This window comes from Micromonospora wenchangensis (assembly GCF_002210435.1).
GTDB classification, from domain to species: domain Bacteria; phylum Actinomycetota; class Actinomycetes; order Mycobacteriales; family Micromonosporaceae; genus Micromonospora; species Micromonospora wenchangensis.
In genome coordinates this window covers 24,793-47,192 of the sequence record NZ_MZMV01000010.1, presented here as the reverse complement: position 1 = coordinate 47,192, position 22,400 = coordinate 24,793, and the positions used below count along the sequence as shown (strand labels likewise).

At 73.3% G+C, this 22,400-nt stretch carries 23 protein-coding genes; 11 read left to right on the top strand and 12 right to left on the bottom strand.

All coding sequences use genetic code 11. The annotated features are described in order from the left end of the window. Window positions 1-42: 42 nt before the first annotated feature. Both B5D80_RS33645 and B5D80_RS08150 read right to left on the bottom strand, forming a co-directional pair. Window positions 43-210, bottom strand: coding sequence for a hypothetical protein (locus B5D80_RS33645; protein WP_168222570.1), 168 nt, complete (start codon window positions 208-210; stop codon window positions 43-45). Between the two features lie 103 nt (window positions 211-313). Beyond that, window positions 314-661 (bottom strand): GroES family chaperonin, encoded by a 348-nt coding sequence (locus tag B5D80_RS08150; RefSeq protein WP_088643178.1) that lies wholly within the window; start codon window positions 659-661, stop codon window positions 314-316. Between the two features lie 156 nt (window positions 662-817). Here B5D80_RS08150 and B5D80_RS08145 point away from each other — a divergent pair, with 156 nt between their 5' ends. After that, a complete protein-coding gene (locus B5D80_RS08145; RefSeq protein ID WP_425437176.1) occupies window positions 818-2,122 on the top strand; it encodes an AI-2E family transporter in 1,305 nt (434 codons plus the stop codon). Window positions 2,123-2,184: 62 nt separating this feature from the next. Here the strand turns inward: B5D80_RS08145 and B5D80_RS08140 are convergent, their stop codons facing one another. After that, window positions 2,185-4,383 carry an ATP-dependent DNA helicase gene (locus B5D80_RS08140; protein WP_088643177.1) on the bottom strand — a complete coding sequence of 733 codons (2,199 nt, stop codon included), beginning with the start codon at window positions 4,381-4,383 and terminating at the stop codon, window positions 2,185-2,187. A gap of 141 nt (window positions 4,384-4,524) precedes the next feature. Between B5D80_RS08140 and B5D80_RS08135 the strand changes: the two genes are divergently transcribed. After that, a complete protein-coding gene (locus tag B5D80_RS08135) occupies window positions 4,525-5,031 on the top strand; it encodes a DUF402 domain-containing protein (protein ID WP_088643176.1) in 507 nt (168 codons plus the stop codon). Window positions 5,032-5,038: 7 nt separating this feature from the next. On the opposite strand, the gene sigJ is transcribed toward B5D80_RS08135, so the two are convergent. Continuing rightward, window positions 5,039-6,004: an RNA polymerase sigma factor SigJ gene (gene sigJ, locus B5D80_RS08130; RefSeq protein ID WP_425437178.1), complete on the bottom strand. Its 966-nt coding sequence runs from the start codon at window positions 6,002-6,004 to the stop codon at window positions 5,039-5,041. Between the two features lie 142 nt (window positions 6,005-6,146). Here sigJ and B5D80_RS08125 point away from each other — a divergent pair, with 142 nt between their 5' ends. From B5D80_RS08125 to B5D80_RS08115, 3 genes are all read left to right on the top strand, one after another. Next, window positions 6,147-7,148: a PPK2 family polyphosphate kinase gene (locus B5D80_RS08125; protein WP_245854333.1), complete on the top strand. Its 1,002-nt coding sequence runs from the start codon at window positions 6,147-6,149 to the stop codon at window positions 7,146-7,148. 119 nt (window positions 7,149-7,267) lie between these two features. Continuing rightward, window positions 7,268-7,894 (top strand): DUF47 domain-containing protein, encoded by a 627-nt coding sequence (locus B5D80_RS08120; RefSeq protein WP_067311399.1) that lies wholly within the window; start codon window positions 7,268-7,270, stop codon window positions 7,892-7,894. Window positions 7,895-7,898: 4 nt separating this feature from the next. After that, window positions 7,899-8,903 carry an inorganic phosphate transporter gene (locus B5D80_RS08115; RefSeq protein WP_088643175.1) on the top strand — a complete coding sequence of 335 codons (1,005 nt, stop codon included), beginning with the start codon at window positions 7,899-7,901 and terminating at the stop codon, window positions 8,901-8,903. Between the two features lie 52 nt (window positions 8,904-8,955). Here B5D80_RS08115 and B5D80_RS08110 read toward each other — a convergent pair whose 3' ends face one another. Beyond that, complete coding sequence (locus B5D80_RS08110) at window positions 8,956-9,924, bottom strand: Gfo/Idh/MocA family protein (protein ID WP_088643174.1); 969 nt, start codon at window positions 9,922-9,924, stop codon at window positions 8,956-8,958. Window positions 9,925-10,000: 76 nt separating this feature from the next. Between B5D80_RS08110 and B5D80_RS08105 the strand changes: the two genes are divergently transcribed. After that, window positions 10,001-10,846 (top strand): NUDIX hydrolase, encoded by an 846-nt coding sequence (locus tag B5D80_RS08105; protein ID WP_088643173.1) that lies wholly within the window; start codon window positions 10,001-10,003, stop codon window positions 10,844-10,846. A 397-nt stretch (window positions 10,847-11,243) separates the two neighbouring features. On the opposite strand, the gene pstB is transcribed toward B5D80_RS08105, so the two are convergent. The 7 genes from pstB to B5D80_RS08070 form a co-directional block, all read right to left on the bottom strand. Next, a complete protein-coding gene (gene pstB / locus B5D80_RS08100; RefSeq protein WP_088643172.1) occupies window positions 11,244-12,020 on the bottom strand; it encodes a phosphate ABC transporter ATP-binding protein PstB in 777 nt (258 codons plus the stop codon). Between the two features lie 17 nt (window positions 12,021-12,037). Continuing rightward, window positions 12,038-13,126, bottom strand: a complete 1,089-nt coding sequence (gene pstA / locus B5D80_RS08095) for a phosphate ABC transporter permease PstA (RefSeq protein WP_088643171.1) — start codon at window positions 13,124-13,126, stop codon at window positions 12,038-12,040. Next, window positions 13,123-14,214, bottom strand: coding sequence for a phosphate ABC transporter permease subunit PstC (gene pstC, locus B5D80_RS08090; RefSeq protein ID WP_088643170.1), 1,092 nt, complete (start codon window positions 14,212-14,214; stop codon window positions 13,123-13,125). The genes pstA and pstC overlap by 4 nt, the downstream gene beginning before the upstream one ends. Before the next feature lie 42 nt (window positions 14,215-14,256). After that, window positions 14,257-15,360, bottom strand: a complete 1,104-nt coding sequence (pstS, locus tag B5D80_RS08085) for a phosphate ABC transporter substrate-binding protein PstS (protein WP_088643169.1) — start codon at window positions 15,358-15,360, stop codon at window positions 14,257-14,259. A gap of 323 nt (window positions 15,361-15,683) precedes the next feature. Next, the gene (gene mshD / locus B5D80_RS08080; RefSeq protein ID WP_088643168.1) at window positions 15,684-16,607 is read right to left on the bottom strand and encodes a mycothiol synthase; all 924 of its coding nucleotides are present in this window, start codon (window positions 16,605-16,607) and stop codon (window positions 15,684-15,686) included. Between the two features lie 45 nt (window positions 16,608-16,652). After that, window positions 16,653-17,543 carry a polysaccharide deacetylase family protein gene (locus tag B5D80_RS08075; protein ID WP_088643272.1) on the bottom strand — a complete coding sequence of 297 codons (891 nt, stop codon included), beginning with the start codon at window positions 17,541-17,543 and terminating at the stop codon, window positions 16,653-16,655. 176 nt (window positions 17,544-17,719) lie between these two features. Next, window positions 17,720-18,436 (bottom strand): winged helix-turn-helix transcriptional regulator, encoded by a 717-nt coding sequence (locus tag B5D80_RS08070; protein ID WP_088643167.1) that lies wholly within the window; start codon window positions 18,434-18,436, stop codon window positions 17,720-17,722. 273 nt (window positions 18,437-18,709) lie between these two features. On the opposite strand from B5D80_RS08070, the gene B5D80_RS08065 reads away from it, so the two are divergent. From B5D80_RS08065 to B5D80_RS08050, 5 genes are all read left to right on the top strand, one after another. Beyond that, window positions 18,710-19,756 carry a hypothetical protein gene (locus B5D80_RS08065; RefSeq protein WP_088643166.1) on the top strand — a complete coding sequence of 349 codons (1,047 nt, stop codon included), beginning with the start codon at window positions 18,710-18,712 and terminating at the stop codon, window positions 19,754-19,756. Between the two features lie 143 nt (window positions 19,757-19,899). Then, entirely contained in the window at window positions 19,900-20,679 is a 780-nt protein-coding gene (locus tag B5D80_RS08060) for an LmeA family phospholipid-binding protein (protein ID WP_088643165.1), read from the top strand. Between the two features lie 65 nt (window positions 20,680-20,744). Further along, complete coding sequence (locus B5D80_RS34980) at window positions 20,745-20,873, top strand: Ms5788A family Cys-rich leader peptide (protein ID WP_342747087.1); 129 nt, start codon at window positions 20,745-20,747, stop codon at window positions 20,871-20,873. A 202-nt stretch (window positions 20,874-21,075) separates the two neighbouring features. Beyond that, window positions 21,076-21,924 (top strand): sulfurtransferase, encoded by an 849-nt coding sequence (locus B5D80_RS08055; protein ID WP_088643164.1) that lies wholly within the window; start codon window positions 21,076-21,078, stop codon window positions 21,922-21,924. 3 nt (window positions 21,925-21,927) lie between these two features. Continuing rightward, window positions 21,928-22,248: a DUF1416 domain-containing protein gene (locus B5D80_RS08050; protein ID WP_088643163.1), complete on the top strand. Its 321-nt coding sequence runs from the start codon at window positions 21,928-21,930 to the stop codon at window positions 22,246-22,248. The last annotated feature ends 152 nt before the right edge of the window (window positions 22,249-22,400 follow it).

Sequence of the window (22,400 nt, the reverse complement as noted above, 5' to 3'; positions counted from 1 at the left end):
CCGGTCCAGGCCCCGGTGCCGACCGGCCGACCCACTGCGGGGTCAGGTCATCAGGCTGGTGAGGAAGTCGCCGAGGCCCTGGGCCATCGCCATCAGGGCCGCCCCGATCCCCTTGAACATCTGGGCGGCCCCGTCCGGGCGGAACGCCATGAAGTAGATCAGGAAGGCGACGCTGCCCCAGAGCAGCACCTTCTTCACGAGAACCGGCATCGTCCCTCCCCAGGGCACCTGGACGTGCCTGGCTTCCCGCCGGGAAGCGGGACAAACCGGTAGGCCGCCCGCGACGACCCCGACGCCCGGGAAGGTCGGGCCGCTACAGGTAGAGGCCGGTGCTGCCGGTGGACTCGCTCTCCACCCGTTCGGCGGCGACGGCGTGCACGTCCCGCTCGCGCAGCAGCACGTACCCCCGGCCGTGCAGTTCGACCTCGGAGCGGTCGTCCGGGTCGAAGAGCACCCGGTCGCCGGCCACCACGGCGCGTACGTGCGGACCCACCCCCACGGCGGTGGCCCAGGCCAACCGCTTGCCGACGGCGGCGGTGGCCGGGATGACGATGCCTGCGGTGGAGCGGCGTTCGCCCTCGCTGCCGTCCTGTCTGACCAGCACCCGGTCGTGCAGCAGGCGGATCGGCAGGCCGGTGTCGAGGTTCGGGTCGGCGGTCACGCCAAGACGCTACCGTGTGGGCCGTTGACGTCCGTGCGGTGGTTGAGCCGCTGCGGCGTGGGGCAATGAGTGGCGGAACTGCCCTACGGTGGCGGGCGTACGGACGTACCCTGTCCGGGCCGTCGCCGTGGGCGTCCCGGTGTCGTTTCTCAGGAGGTGCGCTTGAGCCGCTTCGAGCGGGTACGCGGCCGACTCCGCCGCGCGTACGAGTCCGGACGGGAGTCGGTCCGCGCGGGACGCGCCGATCCGGCCGACGCGCCCGAGGGGGCCGGAGTGGCCACGCCCGCTTCCCCCGGCCCGCCGGCCGCCCCGTCGGCGACGGTGGTCGGGGCCGAGCCCCCGGCGGCCATGCACAACTCCACGTCCAGCCGCGACGACGCCGACGTGCCGCACGCGCTGCGGATCGCCGCCGCCTGGTCGTGGCGGCTGATCGTGATCGGCGCGGTCACCTGGGCGCTGCTGAAGATCGTCGGGACGATCAGCATCGTGATCATCCCGCTGGCGGTGGCGCTGCTGCTCTCCGCGCTGCTCGCCCCGGCGGTGGGCTGGCTGCTGCGGGCCCGGTTCCCCCGGTCGCTGGCCACCGCCGTGGTGATGGTCGGCGGGCTGGCCGCGGTGGTGGGCACGCTGACCCTGGTGGTCAACGAGTTCATCCAGGGCGTGCCGGAGCTGAGCGAGAAGTCGTCACAGGGGGTACGGCAGATCCAGGACTGGCTCAAGACCGGCCCGCTGCACCTGTCGGACAGCCAGCTCAACCGCTACATCGAAGAGGCGCAGGGCTGGATCAACGGCAACACCGAGAAGTTCACCAGCGGGGCGCTGGCCACCGCCGCCACCCTGGCCGAGGTGCTCACCGGCGCGATCCTGGTGCTCTTCGCCACCTTCTTCTTCCTGCGTGACGGCAACCGGATCTGGCGCTTCCTGGTCCGCCTGCTGCCGGTCGCCGCCCGGTGGAAGGTCGACGACGCCGGCCGGGCCTCCTGGGCCACGCTCGGCGCGTACGTGCGGGCCACCGTGCTGGTGGCGTTCATCGACGCGGTGGGCATCGGCATCTTCCTGGTCATCTTCGACATCCCGTTCGCCTTCCCGTTGGCCGCGTTGGTCTTCCTCGGCGCGTTCATCCCGATCGTCGGTGCCGCCCTCTCCGGTGGGGTGGCGGTGCTGGTGGCGCTGGTCGACAGCGGCCCGGTGACCGCCCTGATCATCCTCGGCGTGGTGATCGGCGTGCAGCAGGTCGAGGGGCACCTGCTGCAACCGTTGATCATGGGTCGGGCGGTGGCCATCCACCCGCTCGCGGTGATCATCGGGATCGCCGCCGGGGTGGTGCTCGCCGGCATCACCGGCGCGCTGGTCGCGGTTCCGCTGATCGCGGTGCTCAACACCGCCGTACGCCGGCTCGCCGCCCGCAGCGTGCCCGACACCCCGCCGGACGCCGTGGTGGTCGCCTCCCAGGCCCCCTGACCGGAACCGCACGGCGAGCCGCCCGTTCCCCGCCGGGGAGCGGGCGGCCCGCCGTCGCGGGGTCAGAGCTTGGCCAGGCGCTCCAGCGCGCCCCGGGCCACCTCCGGCCGGGTGGTGTACCAGAACGGGGGCAGCGAGCGGCGCAGGAACGGCCCGTAGCCGCGCGCCGTCTCCAGCCGCGAGTCGAGGACCGCGACCACCCCCCGGTCACCGGTCGCGCGGATCAGCCGGCCCACGCCCTGCGCCAGCCGGACCGCCGCGATCGGCACGCTGACCGCCGAGAAGCCGGACCCGCCGCCCGCGTCCACCGCCGCCGCGCGGGCCGCCGCCAACGGCTCGTCGGGGCGCGGGAAGGGCAGCCGGTCGATCACCACGAGCTGGCACGAGTCGCCAGGCACGTCCACCCCCTGCCAGAGCGACATCACCCCGAACAGGCAGCTCGACCGTTCCTCGCGGAACCGCCGCACCAGCAGCGGCAGCGCCTCCTCGCCCTGCAGCAGCACCGGCAGGTCGGTGCGCGCCCGCAGCAGCTCCGCCGCCTGCTGCGCGGCCCGCCGGGAGGAGAACAACCCGAGGGTACGGCCACCGAGCGCGCCGACCAGCCGCAGCAACTCCTCGCCGGCCGCCTCGGGCAGCCCGGAGACGCTGGGCCGGGGCAGGTGCGCGGCGACGTACAGGATGCCCTGCCGGGCGTAGTCGAACGGTGAGCCGACGTCGAGCGACGACCAGCCCGGCCCCGACGTGGCCGGTACGACGCCGGTGGCGGCCCGGCTGCCCGGGGCGCTCGCCACCCCGCCGGCATCCACCCCGGCGGCCCCGACCGCCGTGCCGCCGCCGACGACCCCGGTCGACCGGCCGGCGGTGGCGGTGGCCAGCGCGGCGGCGGCCGGGGACGGCGGGGCGGGCGGCGGCGCTTCCAGGCCGAGCGCCCGCGCCACCGTGTCGAACCGGCCGCCCAGCGCCAGCGTCGCCGAGGTGGCGACCACCGTGCGCTCGTCGTACAGGTGGGTGGCGAGGGTGCCGGCGACGGACAGCGGCGCGACCACCAGCGCCCGGCGGCTGCCGTTGTCCGGCTTCTCCACCCAGGCGACGTCGTGGTCGGCCTCCTCCAGCAGCCGCTGCGCGGTGGTCGACAGCTCGTCGAGCACCGCCTTGGCCTGCTGCTTGCGGACCGGGTCCGGATCGTCGGCCTTGATGTCGCCGATCGCGTCGAGGGCGGCCCGGGTGGCCGCGTCCAGCAGCGTGCACGCCTCGCGCAGCGGGCCGGGCAGGCCGCCGGTGAGCCGGCCGGCCGGGGCCTCGCCCAGCCCGACGGCGAGCGCGTCGCCGGCCTCGGTGAGCCGGTCGGCGACGTCCGGCCGCAGCAGCGGGCGGGCCCGTCGGGCGGACCTGTCGATCTGCTCCGGCACCAGCTCGGCCTGGGCGGCCGAGGAGACCCGGTCGGCCAGCTCGTGCGCCTCGTCGACGATCAGCAGCTTGTGCGGCGGCACGATGTGCCGGCCGGCCAGCATGTCCACCGCGAGCAGACTGTGGTTGGTGACCACCACGTCGGCCTCGCGGGCGCGGGCCCGGGACGCCTCGGCGAAACACTCCTGGCCGAACGGGCAGCGCGACGCCCCCACGCACTCGCGGGCCGGCATCGAGACCAGCCGCCACGCCTGGTCGTCGACGCCCGGGTCCAGCTCGTCCCGGTCGCCGGTGTCGGTCTTCTCGGCCCAGTCGCGCAGCCGCTGGATCTGCTTGCCCATCCGGCCGGCCTCGCCGAGCCACTTCGTCCCGCCGCCGGGCCGCTCGGCGGGGGCGTCGAAGAGGGTGTCCTCCGGCTCGTCCTCGGTGGAGTTGTCCAGCCGGGCCAGGCAGAGGTAGTGGTGCCGCCCCTTGAGCACGGCGAAGGTCGGGCGGCGGCCGAGCAGCGGCTCGACCGCGTCGGCGAGCCGGGGCAGGTCGTGCTCGACCAGTTGGGACTGCAACGCCAGGGTGGCGGTGGAGACCACCACCGGGCCGTCCACGGTCAGCGCCGGGGCGAGGTAGCCCAGCGACTTGCCGGTGCCGGTGCCCGCCTGCACCAGCAGGTGCTCGCGGGCGGCGACGCTGCGTTCGATCGCCTCGGTCATCTGCTGCTGGCCCGGCCGGGTCGCACCGCCGGGCACCGCGCCGACCGCCGCCGCCAGCAGCTCGGTGCCGCTCGGCCGGCCACCGCGCCGTCGGCCGGAGCGGGCCGAGGGGGTGCTGGGGCCGGCGGCGGTACGGGGCGGAGTCACCGTGCGACGGTACCCGCCGCCGCCGACAGTGGACGCGCCCCCGCCTCCCCGCGTGGCGCGGTCACCGTCCGGATTGTCGTGACCTCGGACGGGTCAACTCGCTGCGGCGGGGAGGGGCCGGAATCGGCTAGGGTGCGATTCATGCCGAGCGACGTGGTCCGCGTGATCTACCGCAAGTACGACGGCAGCGCCCACCGCGACTACCCGGCCCGCCGGCTGGCCGAGGACGACCTCGGGGTGTGGCTGGGGGTGACCGAGGGCACCGCGTCGGTCTACCACGGCCGACCCTCGGTGGAGCAGATCCCCTTCGTCCTGCTGGTGCCGCACCACGCCTGGTGGACGGGCATGTTCAACCCGCCGCCACGGACCAGCGAGGTCTACTGCGACATCGCCACCCCGGCCCGCTGGGAGGGCGACGACACCGTCCACCTGGTCGACCTCGACCTGGACGTGGTGCGCCGCCGGACCACCGGCCTGGTGGAGCTGCGCGACGAGGACGAGTTCGCCGAGCACCGGGTCCGGTTCGGCTACCCGGACGAGGTGGTGGCGCAGGCGCAGGCGGCGGCGGCGAAGCTGCTCACCGCCCTCGGCGACGGCACCGAGCCGTTCGCCTCGGCGTACCGGAAGTGGCTGGCCCTGGTGGTCTGACCGGGGATCACCAGCGGGGCGGCCAGGTGGCGTCCGGGTGCAGCGCCGGCAGCCGGTGCAGCTTGTCCGGGTTGAGCTGGTGGAACAGGCCGGTGATCCGGCCGTCGTGCACGGTGAACGCGGTGACCATCCGCAGCAGCTTGCCGTCGGGCTGGACCGTCTCCAGGTGCAGGCCGACCACCCCGTCCACCAGCACCGGCGTGGCCCGCAGGCGCTGTCCGTACCGGCCGGCCCGGGCGAACAGGCCGAGCAGGAAACGGGCCACCGGGTCGACGCCGACGACGGGTCGCCGGGCCGTCGGGAAGTGCCCCCCGCTGTCGCCGATCAGCACCACGTCCGGGGCGAGCACCCGGACCAGCGCGTCGAGGTCGCCGGACTCGGTCGCGGCGGCGAACGCGGCGAGCACCCGGCGCTGCTCGGCGGGGTCGGCGGTGTGCCGGGGTACGTCGGTGGCGGTGACCGCCCGGCGGGCCCGGGAGGCGTGCTGGCGGGCCGCCTCGGGGGTGCTCGCCAGCACCTCGGCGATCCGGGCGAACGGCACCGCGAAGACGTCGTGCAGGACGAAGGCGACCCGCTGTTCGGGGCTGAGCCGTTCCAGGACGACCAGCAGGGCGGTGCCGAGCTGGTCGCGCCGGACCGCCCGGTCGGCCGGGTCGGGGGCGAAACCGTCAGGCCCCGGCGCGCCGCCACCCAGCGGGGTGACGACCGGCTCCGGCAACCACTGCCCCGGGTACGTCTCGCGGCGGACCCGGGCGGAGCGCAGCACGTCGAGGCAGATCCGGGCGCAGGTGGTGGTGAGCCAGCCGCCCAGGTGCCGGATCTCGGCCCGGCGGGCCGGGTCGGCGAGCGCCCCGGCGTACCGCAGCCAGGTCTCCTGGACGGCGTCCTCCGCCTCGCTGCGGCTGCCCAGCATCCGGTACGCCACCGCGACGAGCCGCCCGCGTTCGGCCTCGAACTCCGTCACCAGGTCCACCGTCACCACTACCTCCCGGGTCCGAGCGGATTCTCTCCCACCCACCGGACGGGCCGGCGGCGGAGAACGTGACACCGCATCCGCCGCCGGTGCCGCCGACGCCCGGGAGGCGGCAGGTGCGGCGGTGGGCGAGGATCGGGGGATGCGCGCAGACGAGGAGACGGAGATCGTCGTACCCGAGGGGGCGACGATGCGGGAGCTGTTGCGGGTGCCCGGCGGTGGCGGCCCGGTCGACCTGGGGGCGGTCGATCCCCGGGCCACCCCGGGGCTGCCCGCCGTGGCGGGCCGGGGCGGGGACCGCAAGCCGTGGGCCCGCCGGCAGGTGGAGCTGGTCGGTGCCGGGCTGGCCCGGCAGCAGGAGATGCTGTTCGCCACCGCGCGGGCGGCCGGCGAACCGGGCCCGTCGGTGTCGGCTCCCGCCCGGGACGGGGCGCGGCTGGGCCGGGGCCGGCCGGGGCGGCTGCTGCTGGTGCTCCAGGCGATGGACTGCGGGGGCAAGGACGGCACGGTGAAGCGGGTGGCCGGCGCGATGAACCCGCTCGGCCTGCACCTGCGCTCGTTCGGCCCGCCGACCCGGCAGGAGTTGCGGCACGACTTCCTGTGGCGGGTCCGCCGGGCGCTGCCCCCGCCCGGGTACGTCGGGGTGTTCAACCGCTCGCACTACGAGGACGTGCTGGTGGCCCGGGTCGACGCCCTGGTGCCGGAGCAGACCTGGCGGGCCCGCTACGACCAGATCAACGCCTTCGAGCGGGAGCTGACCGACGGCGGGGTGACCGTGGTCAAGGTGATGCTGCACATCTCGCCGGACGAGCAGGCGCGGCGGTTGGCGCAGCGGCTGACCGACCCGACGAAGTACTGGAAGTACCAGCCGAGCGACCTCGACTCCCGGGCCCGCTGGGACGACTACCAGGCCGCGTACGCGGAGGCGCTGGGGCGGTGCGACACGGACGCCGCGCCCTGGTTCGTGGTCCCGGCGGACCGCAAGTGGTACCGGGACTGGGCGGTGGCGCACCTGCTGCGGGAGACGTTCGAGGGTCTTGATCTGGGGTATCCGGCTGCCGGTTTCGACGTGGAACGGGAGCGCCAGCGGTTGGCGAGTGGCGGCGGTGACGGCCGAGGTGAACAGCAGATGAACGAGCGGTGAATCGGGCCTGACCAGGGGTAGGCCGGCGGAGACCCGCTCCGGTGGGGTACCTAGCATGCATCAGCGGACGCCCCCTGGGGCGGCGGCCACCCTTCCACCGACACGACGAGGTCCGTGCTGTGAAGTTTTCCTTCCGTCCCACCGAGGGCGCTTTCTACGAGCTCTTCACCAGGGCCGCGCAGAACCTGGTGAAGGGCACCGAGCTGCTCAACGAGCTGGCCCTGCCCGGCGTCGACGTGCAGTCGGTCAGCGAGCGGTTGACCGAGGTCGAGCACGACAGCGACCAGATCACCCACGATCTCTACAAGAAGATCAACTCCACCTTCATCACCCCGTTCGACCGGGAGGACATCTACCGGCTGGGCTCGCTGCTCGACGACGTGATGGACCACCTGGAGGCGGTCGGCAACCTGCTCTACCTCTACGGGCTCACCAAGCTCCCGTCGCTGCCGCGCGAGCTGCACGAGCTGGTCAACGTGCTCGACCTCCAGGCCAAGCTGACCGCCGAGGCGATGCCCCGGCTGAAGTCGATGAAGGATCTCGAGGACTACTGGATCGAGTGCAACCGGCTGGAGAACGACGGCGACCAGGCGTACCGGATGCTGCTGGTCCGGCTCTTCTCCGGCGAGTACGACGCGCTGACCGTGCTGAAGATGAAGGAGGTCGCCGACGAGCTGGAGGCCGCCTGCGACGCCTTCGAGCACGTGGCGAACACAGTCGAGACCATCGCGGTCAAGGAGTCCTGATCCTGTGAGTCCCGAACTCATCGCCGTGCTGGCGGTGATCGCGGTGGCCCTGGCGTTCGACTACACCAACGGCTTCCACGACGCTGCCAACGCGATCGCGACAAGCGTCTCCACCCGGGCGCTGACCCCCCGGATCGCCCTGCTCCTGGCGGCGGTCGGCAATTTCGTCGGCGCGCACTTCGGCGCGGGGGTCGCCAAGACCGTGGGCGACGGCCTGGTCACCCTCCCGACCGGGGTGGGCAGTCTCGGGGTGGTCTTCGCCGGGGTGCTCGGCGCGATCGCCTGGAACCTGATCACCTGGTACTTCGGCCTGCCGTCGTCGTCCTCGCACGCGCTGTTCGGCGGGTTGGTCGGGGCGACCCTGCTCTCCACCGGCGGCGTGGTGCAGTGGGTCACCATCGGCGAGAAGGTCATCCTGCCGATGGTGCTCTCCCCGATCATCGGGCTCACCCTCGGCTACCTGCTGATGCTGGCCATCCTGTGGGCGTTCCGCAAGGGGCAGCCGGGCAAGCTCAACCGGGGCTTCCGCTGGGCGCAGACCGCCTCGGCGGCGGCCATGTCGGTCGGCCACGGCATGCAGGACGCGGCCAAGACCATGGGCATCGTGGTGCTGGCCCTGTACACCGGCGGTTTCCAGGACGACAAGACGCACATCCCGGGCTGGGTCTTCTGGACCTCGGCGACCATGCTGGCGCTCGGCACGTACGCCGGTGGGTGGCGGATCATCCGGACCCTCGGCCGCAAGATCATCGACCTGGGTCCGCCGGAGGGGTTCGCGGCCGAGACGGTGGCCAGCGCGGTGCTCTACTTCAACGCCCTGGTGCTCAAGGCCCCGATCTCCACCACCCACACGATCACCTCGGCGATCATGGGGGTGGGCGCGACCAAGCGGCTCTCCGCCGTCCGCTGGAACGTGGCAGGCAACATCGTGCTCGCCTGGATCATCACGTTCCCGGCCGCCGCGCTGATCGCCTGCCTCACCTACCTGCTGGTCCGCCCGCTGTTCTGACCGCCGTCGGGAGGGGCACCCCGCGACCGGGGTGCCCCTCCCGACGGCGTGCTCAGGCGTAGTCGACGCCGATCCGGCCCCGGATGCCGTCCAGCAGGGCCATCACCTCGAGCGTGACCGCGTGCGGTACCAGCGGGCTCTCGGTCAGCCCGGCCGCCAGGCAGCGCTGCACCTCGGCGGCCTCGTACTGGTAGCCGCCGCCGGCCGGGTCGTCGGTGAGCGTCTCCGGCTCGGCGCCGGCCCGGTGCAGCACCGCCGAACCCGGCCGGAAGAACGGCTCGGGCAGCTCGATCCGGCCGGTGGTGCCGGTGATCGCGGCGGTCAGCGGGGTCGCTCCCACCATGCCGCAACCGAGCGTGGCGACCGCGCCCGAGTCGTACCCGAAGACGATGCCGGTGTTCTCGTCCACCCCCTCCGGGCTGAGCTTCGCCCACGCCTGCACGTGCTGCGGCACGCCGAGCAGCAGGTGCGCCAGGCTCACCGGGTAGACGCCCAGGTCCAGCAGGGCGCCGCCGCCCAGCGCCGGGTTGCGCATCCGGTGCTCCGGCGGGAACGGCCCGGCCACCCCGAAGTCGGCCCGCACACTGGTGACCTCGCCGATCGCCCCGGCCCGGACCAGCTCGACCAGGCGCAGGATCAGCGGGTTGCAGCGCATCCACATGGCCTCCATCAGGAAGACCCCCCGGGCCCGCGCCAGCTCGACCAGCTCGGTGCTGGTGGCCAGGTCCAGGGTGAACGGCTTCTCCAACAGCACCGCCCGGCCGGCCTCCAGGCAGATCCGGGCGGCCTCGTGGTGGGCGGCGTGCGGGGTGGCCACGTAGATCGCGTCCAGCCCGTCGTCGGCCGCCAGCTCGGCCCACGAGCCGTACGCCCGGTCGGCCCCGTGGCGACCGGCGAACTCCTCGGCGCTCCCGATGGTCCGTGAGCCGACCGCGACCAGCTCGGCCCCCGGCACCAGCCGGAGGTCCTCGGCGAACCGGCCGGCGATGTGGCCGGTGGACAGAATCCCCCAACGTGTCATGCGCCCACGCTAACCCGCCGCTCGTCGCCCGCCCGTGGCCCGGGGGCGGTCCGGGCGGCGGGGCTAGGCTCGGCGCATGACGATCGACGGCACCGGTTTCCCCGCCCCGCCGGCCCTGGTCGAGCACGCCCGTCGGTTCCACGCCGAGGGCGGCACCCCGGCGACGCCCCGGGTCGCGGCCACCGTGCTGCTGCTCCGCCCGGCCGGCACCGACTTCGAGGTGTACGTCATCCGCCGGGTCGCCGCGATGACCTTCGGCGGGGTGTACGCCTTTCCCGGCGGCGGTGTCGACCCGTCGGACTCCGAGGCGCACCTGGACTGGGCCGGGCCCGACCCGGCGGCCTGGGCGGGGCGGCTGGGCGTCACGCCCGACGCCGCCCAGGCGGTGGTGTGCGCCGCCGCGCGGGAGGTCTTCGAGGAGGCCGGGGTGCTGCTGGCCGGCCCCGACCCGGACACCGTGGTGGGTGACGTCAGCGGTGACGACTGGGAGGCCGCGCGGCAGGATCTGGAGGCACGTCGTCGGGGCTTCGCCGGGCTGCTCGCCGAGCGGCAGCTCACCCTGCGGTCCGACCTGCTGCTGCCGTGGAGCCGGTGGATCACCCCGGAGTTCGAGCCGCGCCGCTTCGACACGTACTTCTTCGTCGCTCTGCTGCCCCGGGGGCAGCGGACCCGGGACGTCTCCGGCGAGGCCGACCACACCATGTGGGTCCGCCCGGCGGACGCCCTGGCCCGCGCGCGGGCCGGCGAGCTGACCATGCTCCCGCCCACCCTGGTCACCCTGTCCGAGGTGGCCGCCGCCGCTGCCGCTGGTGGTGGCGTGGCGGCGGTGGCGCGTGGCTCGGCGGACCGGGACGCGGCCACCCCGGTGACCCCCCGCCTCCACGTCGCCGAGGACGGCACCCCGCACTTCACCCTCACCTGACGGCGATGTCGCGCGTCGGGTGGGCGGTCCGGCGGCCGCTGACCCTGCCGCGTCCTGCCCTGCCGCGCCCGGCCTCACCGCGCCCGGTCCGGCTGCGCCCAGGTCCGCCGCACCCGGTCTCGCCGCGCCCACCGGGTGGGTCCACCTCGGACCCTTTCGAGCTGATGGCACTGGCGACTCACCGGCACCCGCCGGTGCGGGCGGTTCGCCGTGCCGTCGGGCGGGGACTCCTCAGGGCGATGGGACCGGTGACGTCGCCGGACAGGCGAGTCGTTGACGTCATCAGGTCGAAAGGGCCCGCAGGAGTGTTCCTGGGCCGCATTCCGCCGCGCCGGCGGTCGCCCCCGCAGGGCCGCCCCGGCACAGCGAACGTGCGGACCGGACCGGCGGGCGGGGGTCAGCCGAAGCGGCCGGTGATGTAGTCCTCGGTCTTCTTCTGGCCGGGGTTGCTGAAGATCTTCTGGGTGTTGTCGTACTCGATGAGCCGGCCGGGGTCGCCGGTCTTCTCGATCGAGAAGAAGGCGGTGCGGTCGGAGACCCGGGCCGCCTGCTGCATGTTGTGGGTGACGATGATGATGGTGAACTTGTCCTTGAGCTGGAACATCAGGTCCTCGATGGCCAGCGTCGAGATCGGGTCCAGCGCCGAGCAGGGCTCGTCCATCAGCACCACCTGCGGCTCGACCGCGATGGTCCGGGCGATGCACAGCCGCTGCTGCTGACCGCCGGACAGGCCCGCGCCGGGCTTGCCGAGACGGTCCTTGACCTCGTCCCACAGGTTCGCCGCGCGCAGCGCCTTCTCGGCGGCCTCGTCCAGGATGGACTTCCGGCGGACCCCGTTGAGCCGCAGCCCGGCCACCACGTTCTCGAAGATGCTCATGGTGGGGAACGGGTTCGGGCGCTGGAACACCATGCCGATCATGCGGCGGACGGCGGTCACGTCGACGTCGCGGTGGTAGATGTCCTGGCCGTCGATGGTCAGGCTGCCCTCGACCCGGGCGCCGGGCAGCACCTCGTGCATCCGGTTGATCGACCGCAGGAAGGTCGACTTGCCGCAGCCGGACGGCCCGATCAGGGCGGTGACCGTCTTCGGCTCGACCGTCAGGTTGATGTTCTCGATCGCCTTGAAACCGCCGTAGTACGCGGTCACGTCGGTGGCGTCGATGCGCTTGGCCATGGTGGTACCTCCGGGGTTCATCGGCCGAGCCGGTTGCGGCGGGCCAGCAGCTTCGCGGCGACGGTGAGCACGAGCACGAGGACGACCAGGGTCAACGCCGCGGTCCACGCCCGTGCCGGGGAGTACTTCGACGCCTCGCCGGCCTGCTGGTAGACGAAGAGGGCCAGCGACGACTGGTTGTTCTCGAACGGGTTGAAGTTGATCGCCGCGCCACCACCGGCGACGAGCAGCACCGGGGCGGTCTCACCGGCGGCCCGCGCGATGGAGAGCATGATGCCGGTGACGATGCCGGGCAGGGCGGTCGGCAGCACCACCCGCAGGATCGTCTTCCACTTCGGCACGCCGAGGGCGTACGCGCCCTCCCGCAGCGGCGCGGGGACCAACCGCAGCATCTCCTCGGTGGAACGGACCACCGTGGGCAGCATCAGCACGCTCAACGCGAGCGCGGCGGCGAAGCCGGAGAAGCCGGGCTGGCCGTCGTTGAACCACGGCGACACGATCAGCACCCAGAAGGCCAGCACGAACAGGCCGGTGACGATGGACGGGATGCCCGTCATCACGTCGACGAAGAACCGGATGGTGAAGGCGAACCGGCCCCGGCCGTACTCGACGATGTAGATCGCGCAGAGCACGCCGAGCGGGACGGTGATCGCGGTGGCGATGCCGACCTGCTCCAGCGTGCCCACGATGGCGTGGTACGCGCCGCCGTTGGCGTCCCGGGCCCCGATGTTGTTCATCGAGCTGCCGAAGAAGTCACCGTCGAGCCGGGCGGTGCCCTTGCTGACCAGCGTCCACACCACCGAGGCCAGCGGCAGCACGGCCAGCACCAGGGCGGAGTGGATCAGCGCGCTCCAGAACCGGTTGCGGGCCGAGCGTCGGCCCTCCACCGCGTTCGCCGCGACGAAGAGACCGGCCAGGTAGAGCACCGCGCCGAGCACCACGACCAGGACCGGGCCGCCGAGGTCGACCCCGTAGACGATGCCGGCGGCGACGAGCAGGGCCAGCGCCGCCAGGGCGGGGGCGGCGTACCCGGGCAGGCGGCGGGCCCGCAGGCTGGCCGGCTGGGCCGGCGGGCGGGAACGGCGGGGGGTGAGGGTGGTGGTCATGCGGCCGACTCCGTGAACTCGCGGCGGCGGTAGATGATCGCGCGCGCGGTGATGTTGACGACCAGCGTGATCGCGAAGAGCACCAGGCCGGAGGCGATGAGCGCGCCGCGGCCGGTCTCGTTGGCCTCCGCGAACCGGTTGGCGATGTTCGCGGCGATGCTGTTGCCGCCGTTGGCGAGGATGTTGAACGAGATGGCGTACGTCGAGCCGAGGGTGAGCGCGAGCGCGATGGTCTCGCCGAGCGCCCGGCCGAGGCCGAGCATGACGGCGGCGATGATGCCCGGCCGGCCGTACGGCAGCACCGCCGTGCGCAGCATCTCCCACCGGGTGGCGCCCAGCGCGAGGGCGGCCTCCTCGTTGGCGGTCGGGGTCTGGAGGAACACCTCGCGGGAGAGCGAGGTGATGATCGGCAGCACCATGATCGCCAGGACCAGCGAGCCGAGCAGGATCGAGTTGCCGTACGGGCCGTCGCCGAAGATCGGGATCCAGCCGAAGTACCGGTTCAGCCAGGCCGACAGGTCGGCGACCGGCCCGACCAGGTAGTCCCGCCCCCACAGGCCGAACACCACACTCGGCACGGCGGCCAGCAGGTCGATCACGAAGCCCAGCGCGGTGCCGAGCCGCCGCGGCGCGTAGTGCGACAGGTAGAGGGCGATGCCCAGCGCCACCGGCACCGCGACCAGCAGCGCCAGCAGGGCGGTGAGCACGGTGCCGAAGGCGAGCGCGCCGATGCCGAACGTGGGTGGATCGTCGTTGGGGAACCACCCCTCGAAGGTCCAGAAGTTCGCACTGTTGGCCCGCAGCGCCGGCACGGCCTTGGCGATCAGGAAGACCGCGATGGCCGCGATGATGACCAGCACGGCGACGCCGGCGGCCAGGGTCACGCCACGGAACGCCCGTTCCGCGCCGAACGCGCGGGCCCGGGGCAGCCCGCCGCCTCCGCCGAGGCCACGGTCGTCATCGGGGGTACGGGGGCTGACTGGTGCCTCGGCCACGCGCGCCGAGGCACCGGCGGACCGCTCGTGACCCAGGGTCACGGGGTGTCCGCCGGTGCCGGCGTGTGCCGAGCGGTGAGGGGTTTCACCCATCTGCTCGCTCGCTTCGACTTGAGGTGATGTCGCTCGGGATGCTCAGGCCAGGTTCTTGACCGCGGCCTCGACCTTGGTCCGGACCGAGTCGGGCAGCGGGGCGTAGCCCAGCTCGACCAGCTCGGCCTGGCCCTCGGTGCTGGCGGCGTGGCCCAGCAGGCCCTTGACCAGCGGCAGCTTGTCGGCGGCGATGCCCTTGCTGCACACGATCTCGTAGGTCACCAGGACGATCGGGTACGCCCCGGCCTCCTTGGTGGCGTAGTCGATCGACATCTTGAGGTCGTCGCCCTGGCCCTCGATCTTGGCCCCGGCGATGGTCTTGCCGGCCGACTCGGCGGTCAGCTCGGTGTACTCGCCGGCCCCGTTCTGCACCTTGGCCTTCTTCAGGCCGGAGTTCTCGGCGTACGACCACTCGACGTAGCTGATCGTGCCCTCGGTGCTCTTGACCTTGGAGGCGACACCGTCGGACTTGGGGGCGCCGAGGCCGCCGGGGGCCTTCCACGCCTTGTTGTTGCCGAAGGTCCAGTCCGTCGGCGCGGTCTTCGACAGGTACTTGGTGAAGTTGTCGGTGGTGCCCGACTCGTCGGAGCGGTGCACCGTCTGGATCGGGGCGGCCGGGAGGGTGGCGTTCGGGTTGTCGGCCTTGATCGCCGGGTCGTCCCACTTGGTGACCTTGCCGGCGAAGATCTGCGCCAGGGTGGTCGGCTTGAGCTGGAGGTTGTCCACGCCGCCGACGTTGTAGACGACCGCGACCGGGCCGATCACCATCGGCAGGTTGAGCGCCGCGCCGCCGGTGCACTTGGCGTCCGCCTGCGGCTGCTCCTCCGGCTTGAGGGCGGAGTCGGAACCCGCGAAGTCGGCGGTGCCGGCGATGAACGCCTGGATGCCCGCGCCCGAACCGGTCGACTCGTAGTTGATCGTGGTGCCGCTGCACTTCTGCTGGTACGCCTTGATCCACTCAGCCATGGCGTTCTTCTGAGCGGAGGAGCCCTGCGCGTTCAGGGTGCCCTTGCCGCAGTCGGCCGCGCTGGCCGAGCCGGAGGCGGAGGCGCTGGCCGGCTCGTTGTTGTCCGAGCCGCAGGCGCTGAGGCCGAGGACCGCAGTAAGAGCGAGGCAGGCAATGGCGCCGTGCCGCTGGAGCTTCACCTGAGGGGTTTCCCTTCACGTCTTTGGTCAGGTCGCCCGGATGGGGCCCGAGTGCCGGCGCTGACCGGCTGACACGAAAGCTAGAAGTGCCAGGTAGACGGTTCGCCGGTCGGAAGTGAACGGAGCATGAACAGCCCCGGCCGGGAAGGTGACCGCTGCCTGAGGGAGGGTTGTCCGTTAGGTGAACTGCCGTCCCGGTATCCGCATTGATGGGACATATCCGGGCAGCCGTTATCCGTACGTGGCCCCGCCGTTACCGCACGGAGACCGCACCGGTCGTGCCCCGGCAGGTCACCGGCGAGGGTGGAGGGGACGGGGCGGCGTCAGCCCAGGTGGTAGTTGACGTGCCCGCACCAGCGGGCGAACCCGAGCCGTTCGTAGAGCGAGACGGCGGCGGTGTTCGACTCGTCGACGTAGAGCATCACCCGGTCCAGCCCGCGCCGGTCCCGCAGGTAGGCCAGGCCGGCGGTGGTGAGCGCCCGGCCCAGGCCGCCGCCGTGGGCGTCCGGGTCCACCCCCACCACGTACACCTCACCGGTACGGGCCGAGCCCGCCCGCTCGTGCACCTTGGTCCAGTGGAAGCCGAGCAGCCGCCCGGCGGCGTCGACGGCGAGCAGGAAACCGTCCGGGTCGAACCACGGCTCGGCCAGCCGGGCCCGCAGGTCGTCGGTGGTCCACCGGCCCTGCTCGGGGTGCGTGGCGAAGGCGCGGGCGTTGAGCGCGAGCCAGGCGTCGTCGTCCGCGCCGGGGCGGAAGGAACGCAGCGTCACCCCGTCCGGCAGGCGGGGCGGTGGCACCGCCCCGGTCAGCGGTCGGCGCAACTGCCAGAGCACCCGGGCCCGGGTGAAGCCGAGATCCACGGCGAGCGCCGCGGCGGACGGGTGGTCGCCGTGCGCCCAGGCCCGCAGCGGGCCGGACGCCGCCGCGAGGACGCCCCGGACCAGCGCCCGTCCGGTGCCCCGCCGCCGTAAGGCCGGGTGCACCACCAACTCCACCCCGACCCCGGACTCCGGCTCGGTGGTGTCCAGGTGGGCGTACCCGGTCAGGGTGCCGTCGGGGGCGCGGGCGGTCAGGTGCCCGGCCGCCGCCTGCGGGTCACGCAGCCGCAGCAGGGTGTGCTCGTCGAACGGGTCGGCCCCGTCGGCATCGCCGCCGAGCCGGGCCAGGGCCAGCACCTCGGTCACCTCGTCCGGGGTGAGGCGGTCGGTGCGGGCCACCCGGTCGACTGTCGGTTCGACGCTGCTCATCCCGCCACCGTAGTCGGCGTCGTCCGCCCGGTCGGGCCCGCCGGTTCAGTTGGCCCCGCCGGGCGGTAGCGCCTCCAGCCGGAACCGGCCGGTCAGGTCGGGCAGCAGCCGACGCAGCGCGTCCACGGTGCCCTGCCGGTCGCCGCCGGCGTCGTGCATGAGCACGATCGCGCCCGGCCCGGTGTCCCGGGAGACCGTCGCGGTGATCTTCGCCGCGCCGGGGACCTGCCAGTCGTTGGGGTCGACGGTCCAGTGCAGCGGGGTCATCCCCAAGCCCTCGGCGACCGAGACCACGGGGTACGTCCAGGCCCCGCCGGGCTGCCGGAAGTAGCTGACCGGGGCGTCCGGCACGGCGGCGTGGATGGCGTCGTTGGTCCGCAGCAGGTCGGCCCGGATCAGTGCGGGGGAGCGCTTGCCGAGCAGCACGTCGTGCTGCCACGAGTGGTTGCACAGGGTGTGCCCGTCGGCCACGATCGCGCGGATCAGGTCCGGGTGGTCCTGGGCGTTCTCGCCGACCACGCAGAACGTCGCCTTGACCCCGTAGGTGCGCAGCACCTCCAGCACCTGCGGGGTGTACGTCGGGTCGGGGCCGTCGTCGAAGGTCAGCGCGACCTCACCGGTGCCGGTGCTGGCGTGGCTGCCGAACGGGCCGTCACCGCCGCTGGCCGGCTGTGGCGCGTCCGGGTCGGCCCCGGCGGTGGGGGTGCCGGCCGGGGTGGCCCCGTCGGGGCGGGCGCCGTCCGTGGTGGCGGGCGGCGCGGCCGGGTCGGCGGGTTGCTCGCCGTACTGGGCGCCGTCGACCTGTGCCGCCGCGCCGAGGGGCTGGCGGGGCGGGGTGGGGGTCATGCTGCGGCCGAGCGCGTACGCGGACCCGAGCAGGGCGGCCAGCACCAGCGTGACGATGCCGATGGTGCCGCCGGTCGACCGGGTACGCATCAGCGCCACCGCCGGTCCGGATCGCGGGACGGCCCTCTCGTCGCCCCCGTGGTCAGTGCACGCACCGTAGCCCCTCTCACCCCTGCTGATTACGGCACCAAGAATAGAACCGACAACAGGAGCAAAAGGGGCGTATCGGAAATAGTCCTACCGGGGTGCGGTGCCACCGCCCCCGATCAAACCGGCAGCGGTGCGGGCTCGGACTCGGGCAGCGAGCGGGACGACGGCGGGACCACGAACTTGTAGCCCACCTGGCGGACGGTGCCGATCATCGACTCGTACTCCGAGCCGAGCTTGGCCCGCAGCCGCCGGACGTGCACGTCCACCGTCCGGGTGCCGCCGAAGTAGTCGTAGCCCCAGACCTCGCGGAGCAGCTGGTCCCGGGTGAACACCCGGCCCGGGTGCTGGGCGAGGAACTTGAGCAGCTCGAACTCCTTGTACGTGAGGTCGAGCGGCCGGCCCTTCAGCTTCGCCGCGTAGGTGTCCGGGTCGATGTTCAGCTCGCCGGCCCGGATCGACCCACCGGCCCCGGACGTGGCGTTGCTCAGCCGGCCCACCGCGAGCCGCAGCCGGGCCTCCACCTCGGCCGGACCCGCCCCGGCCAGGATCACGTCATCGACGCCCCAGTCGGCGTTCAGGGCGATCAGGCCGGCCTCGGTCACCACCGCGACCAGCGGCACGCCCAGACCGGTGGCGTGCAGCATGCGACAGGTGGCACGGGCCTCGCTCAACTCCGACCGGGCGTCGACCAGCACCGCGTCCGGGCTGGGCCCGGAAACCAGGGTGCGGACGTCACGCGGTGCGGTACGGACCGAATGCGGCAACAGGTCGAGTGCCGGCAGCACCGCCGAGGGCTCACCTGCGCGCGCGGTCACCAGCAGCAGGAGCTCCACACGATCACCTCCGTCCCGGCGGCCCTTCGGCCGCACGCGACCAGCAACCCCGCGGGTGGGCAGGGCGCTGAGAACTTGCGTGGGTCCCGGCGTCGCTGACGGGCGGGTAACAGCCTGAGCGTAACCGATTGCTCCGCTGTCACCCCGGCGTCCTTTCCTGTTTGTCGGATCTGCCCGTGATCACCGGTCAGGTTTTAACGTCGCCGAAACCGTGATCCCCCTCGGGCACCCCGTGATCCCCGCCGATCCCCGCCGGTCTGGCACGATCGGGGCGTGTTTCCCTCCACCTCGCCCGAGACCGGCCGTGACCCGTGGGCCGACGACGCCCCCGACGGGCCCGCCGGCCCGGCCGGAGGGCCCGCACCCGGTCCCCGTCCCGCCCCCGACGACGACGCCGGCAGCCGACGCGAACGCGGCCCACGCCGGTTCCGCAAGGGCGGCCAGCCGCGGCGCAGCGAGGACGACGAGACCGAGCCGGACGAGGAGCCGATCGAGCCGGTCGAGGTGCGCCGTCCGCTCTCGCTGACCGTCGCCGGGTTCGCCGCGCTGCTCGGCGTCGGCCTGGTGCTCGGCGCGCAGACCGCCGGCCCCGGGCACCGGCTGCCGTTCGCGATCATCGTGTTCGGCGTACAACTGCTCTTCGTGCTGGCCTGGACGATGGCCATGCGCCCGCCCGCGCTGCTGCTGGTCGCGCTGACCAGCGGCGTGGTCGCCGCCGCGGCCGACGTCGCCGCCGTGCAGACCGACGTGGCCGGACTGGCCCCGCTCGGGTACGTGGCGCTGGGCGGGTTCCTGGTCGGGGTGCTCGGCCAACTCGTCCGCCGGGTGGACCGGGTCCGGGTGACCGACTCGCTCGGCACCACCCTGCTCATCGTGGTCGGCGTGGTGGCGTTCGCCACCCTGATCACGCTCAGCCGGATTCCCGCCGGCACCCAGGCGATCACCGTCTGCCTGGCCGCCACCGGCGTCGCCCTCACCGTGGCCCGGCTCACCGACGCCGTGCTCGCCTGGCCCCGGCTCGCGCCGCAGGTGCCCCGGGGGGCCGCCGGGGTGGTCGTCGGCGCGATGGTCGGCACCCTCACCAGCGCCCTGCTCGGCAGCTACCTGGTCGGCTTCACCCCGACCAGCGCCGCGCTGATCGGGCTGGTCACCGCGGCCACCGCCGTGCTGGCCGACCTCGCCGTCGGCTACGCAGAGGCGGGCCGCCTGATGGCCGGCGAGCCGCCCACCATGTGGATCGCCCGGCACATGCAGGGCCCGCTGGGCGGGTTCGCGCTGGCCGCGCCGGCGGCGTACGCCATGTGTGTGCTCTTTCTCTGATCCTCCGACGCCGGCTGACGTCGGCGGGGCGCACGGCGCGATTGGGCGCGGCGGCGCTCGGGTAGTAGCGGTGCGCCGCGGGCGGCGGCATCGATGACAGGCACGTCGCGTACCCGCGACGGCGACGAAGGACGGAGACGGGCGTGGCGCAGACGTACGAGGAGCGGCCCCGGCGGCGCGGGCGCAGGTGGCTCGTCGTACTTGTCGTCCTGGTGCTGATCCTGGGCGGGTTGCTGGTGGTGGCCGACCGGGTGGCGGCCGGGCTGGCCGAGCGCGCCATCGCCGACCAGGTGCAGCAGGCGATCACCGAGCAGGACGCCAGCTCCGCGCCGCCCCAGGTCGACGTGGGCGGTTTCCCGTTCCTCACCCAGGTCGTCGACGGCCGGTACGAGCGGATCTCCATCGTGCTGACCGACGTGCAGGGGTCGGTGGAGGGCAACGCGGTCAGCCTGCCCCGGCTCGACGTGGACGCCCGCAACGTGCGCGCCCCGCTGGACACCATCCGCTCCGGGCAGGGCGAGGTGGTGGCCGAGACGGTGGCCGGCACCGGCACGGTCAGCTACGACAGCCTGGCCAAGCTGCTGGACCGGCCGGGGCTCAAGCTCGGTGAGCAGAACGGCAAGCTCGCCGTCACCGCGCCTGTCGACATCCTCGGCCAGAAGCTCACCGTGACCGGCACCGCCGACGTCACCGTGGCCGACGACGGCAAGGTGTCGCTGAAGTTCGCCGACCTCAACGCCCAGGGGCTGCCGGCGGTGCCGCTGGCCCGGACCCTGCTGAACAACTACGCCCGGGGCATCTCGGTGGACGTGCCCCTGCCGTCGCTGCCGTTCCAGCTCAACGTGCGCAAGGTCGAGCCGCGCCCGGAGGGGCTCACGGTGACCGCCGACGCGAAGGACGTCCCGATCAACTCGCCGAGCTGAGTCAGCGCTCAGTCCTGGACGCGGCACCCACCCGGCGCTGCCCGCCTGGTGGGCCCGCGTCCCGCATGCTGGTCGTGAGCTGGCACTCTCCGGGACGGCTGGTAGGCTCCGAGCCCATGGGGACGCACCTCACCAAACGGCGCGCGGTCGACCTGTGCCGCGTGGCCACCTGCCTGTGTCGCTCCGTCATCTGACGGCGGGGCTGTCTCCGGCCGCCCAGCGGCCACCGCGCCCAGGGTCTGCGGACCTCAGGTGCCAACCCTCCGAAACGCCCGGCAGCGGCGCCGTCGCACAAACCCGTGATCCGTTCCTCTATGGGTCCCGCGCATGGTGCGACATCACCGATCTCCACCACCCGCGCTGGCTCACCACCCATCCTCACCAGGGAGTGATCTGATGAGTCGCGACACCGCACTCGTCTCGGCCGAATGGGCCGAGAAGAACCTCGACGCCCCGGGCGTCGTCTTCGTCGAGGTCGACGAGGACACCTCGGCCTACGACACCGGCCACATCGCCGGCGCGATCAAGCTCGACTGGAAGACCGACCTGCAGGACCCGATCCGCCGGGACTTCGTCAACAAGGCCCAGTTCGAGGCGCTGCTCTCCGAGCGGGGCATCGGCAACGACGACGTCGTGGTCCTCTACGGCGGCAACAACAACTGGTTCGCCGCGTACGCGTACTGGTACTTCAAGCTCTACGGCCACCGCGACGTCAAGCTGCTCGACGGTGGTCGCAAGAAGTGGGAGCTGGACGCCCGCCCGCTGGTCACCGACGCGGTGGAGCGGCCGAAGACGCAGTACGTCGCGCAGGAGCCGGACACCTCGATCCGGGCCTTCCGCGACGAGGTCGTCGACGCGATCGGCACCAAGAACCTGGTCGACGTGCGCAGCCCCGACGAGTTCGCCGGCCGGCTGCTGGCCCCCGCCCACCTGCCGCAGGAGCAGGCGCAGCGGGCCGGTCACATCCCCACCGCGATCAGCGTGCCGTGGTCCAAGGCGGCCAACGAGGACGGCACCTTCAAGTCCGACGACGAGCTGCGCAAGATCTACGCCGACGCCGGGCTGGACGACGGCAAGGAGACCATCGCGTACTGCCGGATCGGCGAGCGCTCCTCGCACACCTGGTTCGTCCTGCAGGAGCTGCTCGGCCACACCAACGTCAAGAACTACGACGGTTCCTGGACCGAGTACGGCTCGCTGGTCGGCGTGCCGGTGGCCCTCGGCGACGAGCCCGGGGAGGCCTGAGCCATGACCGCTCCCACCGCCGCCGGCTGCGCCGCGCCGGACCAGTCCGCGCCCCTGCCGGCCAGCCTGGACCTGGAGAAGGAAACCGTCATCACCGGCCAGGTGCTGGCCGAGTCGGGCGACGTCGTGCCCGGCGCGTACGTCCGGCTGCTCGACTCGACTGGTGAGTTCACCGCCGAGGTCGTCACCTCCCCGGCCGGCCAGTTCCGGTTCTTCGCCGCGCCGGGCAACTGGACCCTGCGGGCGCTGTCCCGGCACGGCAACGGCGACACCGCCGTGACCGCCAACCGGGGCGTCAACGAGGTCACCGTCACGGTCGCCTGACCCACGCTCACGATCGGCCCGGGGCCGGTCACCCCACCCGGGGTGACCGGCCCCGCGCCGTCGCCCCTCCGGCGGCCCGCCCGGCAGCCCGGGTGTCCGGGCCCGGCAGGCGCGAGGTGCCCGCCATCCGGCAGCCCACGGGGCCGTTGCTC

Bases quoted from the DNA above. Each gene is read 5' to 3' on its own strand.
- B5D80_RS33645 (WP_168222570.1), bottom strand. From the start codon at position 210: ATGCCGGTTCTCGTGAAGAAGGTGCTGCTCTGGGGCAGCGTCGCCTTC.
- B5D80_RS08135 (WP_088643176.1), top strand. From the start codon at position 4,525: ATGCCGAGCGACGTGGTCCGCGTGATCTACCGCAAGTACGACGGCAGC.
- B5D80_RS08125 (WP_245854333.1), top strand. From the start codon at position 6,147: ATGCGCGCAGACGAGGAGACGGAGATCGTCGTACCCGAGGGGGCGACG.
- B5D80_RS08110 (WP_088643174.1), bottom strand. From the start codon at position 9,924: ATGACACGTTGGGGGATTCTGTCCACCGGCCACATCGCCGGCCGGTTC.
- B5D80_RS08105 (WP_088643173.1), top strand. From the start codon at position 10,001: ATGACGATCGACGGCACCGGTTTCCCCGCCCCGCCGGCCCTGGTCGAG.
- pstB (WP_088643172.1), bottom strand. From the start codon at position 12,020: ATGGCCAAGCGCATCGACGCCACCGACGTGACCGCGTACTACGGCGGT.
- pstA (WP_088643171.1), bottom strand. From the start codon at position 13,126: ATGACCACCACCCTCACCCCCCGCCGTTCCCGCCCGCCGGCCCAGCCG.
- pstC (WP_088643170.1), bottom strand. From the start codon at position 14,214: ATGGGTGAAACCCCTCACCGCTCGGCACACGCCGGCACCGGCGGACAC.
- mshD (WP_088643168.1), bottom strand. From the start codon at position 16,607: ATGAGCAGCGTCGAACCGACAGTCGACCGGGTGGCCCGCACCGACCGC.
- B5D80_RS08075 (WP_088643272.1), bottom strand. From the start codon at position 17,543: ATGCGTACCCGGTCGACCGGCGGCACCATCGGCATCGTCACGCTGGTG.
- B5D80_RS34980 (WP_342747087.1), top strand. From the start codon at position 20,745: ATGCTGGTCGTGAGCTGGCACTCTCCGGGACGGCTGGTAGGCTCCGAG.
- B5D80_RS08055 (WP_088643164.1), top strand. From the start codon at position 21,076: ATGAGTCGCGACACCGCACTCGTCTCGGCCGAATGGGCCGAGAAGAAC.
- B5D80_RS08050 (WP_088643163.1), top strand. From the start codon at position 21,928: ATGACCGCTCCCACCGCCGCCGGCTGCGCCGCGCCGGACCAGTCCGCG.